This is a genomic window from Streptomyces sp. NPDC007162 (genome assembly GCF_040634175.1).
Taxonomy (GTDB): Bacteria; Actinomycetota; Actinomycetes; order Streptomycetales; family Streptomycetaceae; genus Streptomyces.
Genome location: NZ_JBEYFC010000554.1, coordinates 1 through 5,452, shown reverse-complemented (window position 1 = coordinate 5,452; position 5,452 = coordinate 1). Strand labels below are relative to the sequence as shown.

Here is a 5,452-nt window from a genome sequence, read left to right as displayed (position 1 = left end):
GGCCCGCCCACATCTCCAGGACCGCCAGCCCGGCGGAGAGGGCGAGCCCGCGACGGGCGGACGTTGCTGCTGATCGGGCACGCGGACCACGAGGAGGTCAGGGCATCTACGGGCACGCTCCCGACCAGACGGTCGTCGTCGAGACGGTTGCCGACGCGGAGGCACTGGACATTCCCCCGGGCGCACCGGTCGCCTACCTCACGCAGACCACGCTCTCGGTGGACGAGACGAAGGACATCATCGCCGTGCTCCAGCGCAGGTTCACCGACCTGCGCGGGCCCGCCACCGACGACATCTGCTACGCCAGCCAGAACCGCCAGGACGGCATCAGGGCCATCGTGGACCGGTGCGACCTGGTGCTGGTGGTCGGTTCGACCAATTCCAGCAACTCGATCCGGATGGTCGAGGTGGCGCGCAGGCTCGGCGGCAGGGCCGAACTGGTGCCGGACGTGACCCGCTTCGACCCCGCGTGGCTGACCGGCGTGCGCACGGTCGGCGTGAGCGCCGGGGCGAGCGCGCCGGAGATCCTCGTCGACGAACTGCTCGACCGGCTCGCCGAACTGGGTTACGCGGACACGTCCGTGGCACGGGTGGCGACCGAGGACATCGTCTTCTCCCCGCCCGCGCGGCTGACCGGAGCGGCGGACGCGCCGTGACCGATCGCGACCCGGCGGCCCCTGGCCCTGACAGCGCCGGAGAGGACGCACACGGCGGGAACGGGTCGGCGGTAGGTCGCGTCCGCCGTCACTGCGACCTCGTCCGGCCTGCCGCGGCCGGCACCTGCCAGGTGAGCCCCTTCAGGCGTGGGCCGGCACACGAGGCCGTCGGCCCGACCGGTAGCGCGCCGCACAGTCGGCCCGAACTGACGGAGACAGCGGCCGAGGCCGCCTACCGAACCCGGTGAGGAGACCTGCGCGACATGGCGCTGCTGGAAACCGTGCGTGACCCGGCGCGGCTGCGTGAGCTGACCGCCGGGGACCTCCGTGACCTCGCCGGGGAGATCCGCGCGTTCCTGATCGAGCGGGTCTCCGTGACCGGGGGACATCTGGGACCCAACCTGGGGGTGGTCGAGCTGACCATCGCGTTGCACACGGTCTTCGAGTCCCCGCGGGACCGGTTGGTGTGGGACACCGGGCACCAGTCCTACGTACACAAGATCCTCACGGGTCGCCAGGCCGGATTCGACCGGCTGCGCAAGTCGGGCGGGGTCTCCGGCTACCCGAGCCGGGAGGAGTCCGAGCACGACCTGGTGGAGAACTCGCACGCGTCCACCGCGCTGTCCTACGCGGACGGGCTGGCCAGGGCGGACGCCCACCTCGGCCGACGTGACCGGGCGACCGTCGCGATCATCGGCGACGGCGCGATGACCGGCGGCATGGCCTGGGAGGCGCTCAACAACATCGCGGGCGGGCCGAAGAGGCCGCTCGTCATCGTGCTCAACGACAACCAGCGCTCCTACGCTCCGACCGTCGGCGGGCTGGCCGAGCACCTGGCCGACCTGCGCGCCGGGCGGGGGCCGGGCGTGTTCGAACAACTCGGGCTCGGTTACCTCGGCCCCGTCGACGGTCACGACCTCTGTGCGGTCCAGGACTCCCTGCGCCGCGCGGTCGCACTGGGCGGCCCGGTGGTGGTGCACGTGATCACCGCCAAGGGCAGGGGATACCGGCACACCGAGAGCAACGACCTCGATCTCGGCCACGCGGTCAAACCGATGGACCCGGACACCGGGCGGGCGCTGACGGCGTCACCCCCGTCGTTCACGTCGGTGTTCGGCGAGAAGCTGGCCGAACTGGCCGCGCAGCGCGACGACCTCGTGGCGATCACGGCCGCGATGACCGAGCCCACCGGGCTCCTGCCGATGCAGCGCAGGTTTCCGCACCGGGTGATCGACGTCGGCATCGCCGAACAGCACGCGGTCACGATGGCCGCCGGCCTGTCCCTGGGCGGCGTGCACCCGGTGGTGGCGATCTACTCCACGTTCGTCAATCGCGCGTTCGACCAACTGCTCATGGACGTCGCGTTGCACCGCCGGCCGGTGACGTTCGTCCTCGACCGCTCCGGGGTGACCGGCGACGACGGGCCGAGCCACAACGGCATGTGGGACCTGTCGGTGCTGCAAGTGGTGCCGGGACTGCGGATCGCGGCGCCGCGGGACGGCACCCGGCTGGCCGAACTGCTCGCCGAGGCGGTGGCGTGGGACGAGGGCCCGACCCTGCTGCGGTTCCCCAAGGGCCCCGCCGGTGCGGACCTACCCGCCGTCGCCACCTTCAACGGGCTTGACGTGCTGCGCCGTTCCGGCTCCCTGGACCTGCTGATCATCGCGGTGGGCGCACTGGCCGGACTCGCGCTCACCGTCGCCGACGGTGCCCGGGCACGGGGCATCGGGGTGACGGTGGTGGACCCGAGATGGGTCACCCCGGTCAACCCCGCGCTGGCCGACCTGGCCCGCCGCCACCGGCTCGCGATCACGGTCGAGGACAACAGCCGTGCGGGTGGCGTCGGTTCCGCGATCGCGCAGGCGCTGCGGGACGCCGACGTGCGCACCCCGCTGCGCGAGTTCGGCATCCCGAGGCGGTTCCTGAGCCACGGCTCAAGGGCCGAGGTGCTCGCCGCCTGCGGGCTGACCGCGCAGAACATCACCGGAGCCGTGGTGGAGCTGCTGGCCGGCCTCGACGCGGCGCCGACCTCGGCAGGCATCGACGACTCCGGCACCTGGCCGGTTCACTCAGGGGAGGAACATTGACGACCGTCGATCTGGGCATGCCCTCGCCACGCAAGGACGAGGCCTCCCTCGCGGTGGCCACGCGGCGGTCCTCCCGCCAGATCATGGTGGGTACGGTGCCGGTCGGCGGCGCCGCGCCGGTGTCGGTGCAGTCGATGACCACCACGTCCACCGCCGATGTCGACGCCACCTTGCAACAGATCGCCGAACTGACCGCGGCGGGCTGCGAGATCGTGCGGGTCGCCGTGCCGTCGGCGGACGACGCGGCGGCGCTGCCGGCGATCGCCCGCAAGTCGGGCATCCCGGTGATCGCCGACATCCACTTCCAGCCGAAGTACGTGTTCGCCGCGATCGACGCCGGCTGCGCCGCGGTACGGGTCAACCCCGGCAACATCCGTCAGTTCGACGACCAGGTCGGCGCGATCGCCCGTGCGGCCAGGGACGCGGGCATCCCGATCCGGATCGGCGTGAACGCCGGGTCCCTGGACAAGCGGTTGCTGCACAAGCACGGCGGCGTCACGCCGGAGGCGCTGGTCGAGTCGGCGTTGTGGGAGTGCTCGTTGTTCGAGGAGCACGGTTACACCGACCTGAAGATCTCGGTGAAGCACCACGACCCGGTGGTGATGATCGAGGCGTACCGCAAGCTCGCCGCCCGGTGCGACTACCCGCTGCACCTCGGCGTGACCGAGGCGGGCCCCCGGTTCCAGGGCACCGTCAAGTCCGCGGTCGCGTTCGGCGCGCTGCTCGCGGAGGGCATCGGCGACACCATCCGCGTCTCGCTCTCCGCGCCACCGGTCGAGGAGGTCAAGGTCGGCACGCAGATCCTGGAGTCGCTCGGGTTGCGGCCGAGGGGGCTCGACATCGTGTCGTGTCCGTCGTGCGGCCGGGCCCAGGTCGATGTGCACACCCTCGCCGAGCGGGTCACCGCGGCGCTCGAGGGGTTTCCGGTGCCGTTGCGGGTGGCGGTGATGGGCTGTGTCGTCAACGGGCCCGGCGAGGCGCGCGAGGCCGACCTCGGGGTCGCCGCCGGCAACGGCAAGGGACAGATCTTCGTCAAGGGCGAGGTGATCCGCACGGTCCCGGAGTCGAAGATCGTGGAGACCCTCCTGGCCGAGGCCGCGCGCATCGCCGAGGAGATGGGCGTGGATGTCGAGGCCTGACCGGACACCCGGCGGCCGCCGTGGGCACGACCCGAATGCGCCTCGCCGACGGCGGAACGAAGTAAACGTCCGGGCAACGTGACTCGAAATATATTTCACGCATGAGCGTACGGCTTGTGATTCCCCGCGCCATCGGGCATCAATCCGCGGTCTCACACGCAATGCGCGGGGGCCACGAATCTGTCCGCAGGATCTGGAGGACGAACGCCCTCGAAACCAGCGCGACCCGATTCGGCGCCTGTAGTTTTTCGGACATGACGCGGACGTGGTAATCGATGGTCTTCGAGCTGAGGTGCAGCTCTCTCGAGAGTCGCCCGCTGGAGAAGCCGGCCGCAACACCCTCCAGGACCCTGGCCTGAACCGAGCTCAACATCCAGCCACCGGATGGCCTGAATGCGTCGAAGCCGTTGTGGTCATCATGCATGGCACCCACCCCATTCCGTACAGCCAGCGCGTGGTACTGGGATGAGATCCTAGGTAGACCTCTCACTCCTTGTCACTGTCGGGCCATTGCATTCTGCCAGTTTCCGCCCGCCTCGGAATTCTCTCCAGATTTTGCGGAATTTTCGCCTTGTTTGCATGGGTGCATTCCGGGGAATGGCGTCAGCCCTGCAAGGCCTCGGCGATGACCGCCGCAGACAGGGTCTGCGCGCCCCTGCCACTCGTCGGATCGCAGCCGGTGACGTCTTCGATCCGCCTCAGGCGGTAGTCCAGTGTGCTGCGGTGGATGAACAGGCTTCGCGCTGTCCTGTTCTTGCTGTAGTCGGAGTCGATGAAGGCGGTCAATGTCTCCCACAGGACCTTGTGCGCCCGAAGCGGTCTGATCATCGCGGCCAGGTCGGTCCGCACCTTCTCGTTCAGCGTGACCGCGTACTCGACCAACACGTCGGAGATCGTGTAGGCACCGCTCGGGCGCAGTCCCGCCACCACCAGCCGCAACACGTAGCACGCCTCGTCGAGCCCGTCGACGAGGCGTGCCCTGTCCCGTTCCGCGGTCGCGAGCCAGCCCTTGCCGTCAAGGCACTGGGTCAGCCTCGTCACCGAGCGTTCACCGCTGCCGGGCCCCGCTGCCGGGATGAAGAGAACGATGTCGCCGTCCCGGTGCGTGAGCAGCGCGTCCTCCCCCGCCACCGCCCGCAACGCGGCCATGTGCCGGCCGGGCTCCGCAAGCCTCGCCACGGCGATCAGGTATCGAGGAGTGAGCCCTTCGGTGACCGCCGGGGGCAGCGGATGACCGTCGGCGAGTTCGCCTGCCGGATCACGCGGAACATCCGCGGTGTGTCTTTGCCGGTATCCGTCGAGGAAATCGTGCAGCAGGCCGCCTCCGGCGCGCACGATGGCGGCCAGCCTCGGATCGCCTGCCGCCGCCTGGCACAGCAGCTCGACCAGATCGTCCGGCTCCTTACCGGTCCACTCCTGCCCTGCGGCCCGCACCTTCGCCCTGAATTCAGCCACCGTGCCCTCGTCCGGTGTCGAACGGAGCGCCTCGACCGAAAATAACGACCTGCCTGTCATTTCGACCATTTGTCTCTCATCTTTCTAGCTGGTGCTTTTGCGCACAGGTCCCCCA

General features: G+C 69.9%; 4 protein-coding genes and 1 pseudogene. 3 read left to right on the top strand and 2 right to left on the bottom strand.

The genetic code is table 11. The features are described from left to right. The 3 genes and pseudogenes from ABZ646_RS38950 to ispG form a co-directional block, all read left to right on the top strand. A pseudogene (locus ABZ646_RS38950) lies at window positions 1-656 on the top strand (4-hydroxy-3-methylbut-2-enyl diphosphate reductase); the annotation flags it as partial. Window positions 657-919: 263 nt separating this feature from the next. Further along, window positions 920-2,743, top strand: coding sequence for a 1-deoxy-D-xylulose-5-phosphate synthase (locus tag ABZ646_RS38945; protein WP_360530154.1), 1,824 nt, complete (start codon window positions 920-922; stop codon window positions 2,741-2,743). Next, on the top strand, window positions 2,740-3,882 hold the full coding sequence (gene ispG, locus ABZ646_RS38940; protein WP_360530151.1) for a flavodoxin-dependent (E)-4-hydroxy-3-methylbut-2-enyl-diphosphate synthase: 1,143 nt from the start codon (window positions 2,740-2,742) through the stop codon (window positions 3,880-3,882). Before ABZ646_RS38945 ends, ispG begins: the two co-directional genes overlap by 4 nt. A gap of 139 nt (window positions 3,883-4,021) precedes the next feature. Here the strand turns inward: ispG and ABZ646_RS38935 are convergent, their stop codons facing one another. Together ABZ646_RS38935 and ABZ646_RS38930 are read right to left on the bottom strand one after the other, a co-directional pair. After that, complete coding sequence (locus tag ABZ646_RS38935; protein ID WP_360530157.1) at window positions 4,022-4,255, bottom strand: LuxR C-terminal-related transcriptional regulator; 234 nt, start codon at window positions 4,253-4,255, stop codon at window positions 4,022-4,024. Window positions 4,256-4,485: 230 nt separating this feature from the next. Then, window positions 4,486-5,406: a helix-turn-helix domain-containing protein gene (locus ABZ646_RS38930; RefSeq protein WP_360530148.1), complete on the bottom strand. Its 921-nt coding sequence runs from the start codon at window positions 5,404-5,406 to the stop codon at window positions 4,486-4,488. Between the last annotated feature and the right edge of the window lie 46 nt (window positions 5,407-5,452).

Coding starts and splice junctions, on each gene's coding strand:
- ABZ646_RS38945 (WP_360530154.1), top strand. CDS start 920: ATGGCGCTGCTGGAAACCGTGCGTGACCCGGCGCGGCTGCGTGAGCTG.
- ABZ646_RS38930 (WP_360530148.1), bottom strand. CDS start 5,406: ATGGTCGAAATGACAGGCAGGTCGTTATTTTCGGTCGAGGCGCTCCGT.
- ABZ646_RS38935 (WP_360530157.1), bottom strand. CDS start 4,255: ATGTTGAGCTCGGTTCAGGCCAGGGTCCTGGAGGGTGTTGCGGCCGGC.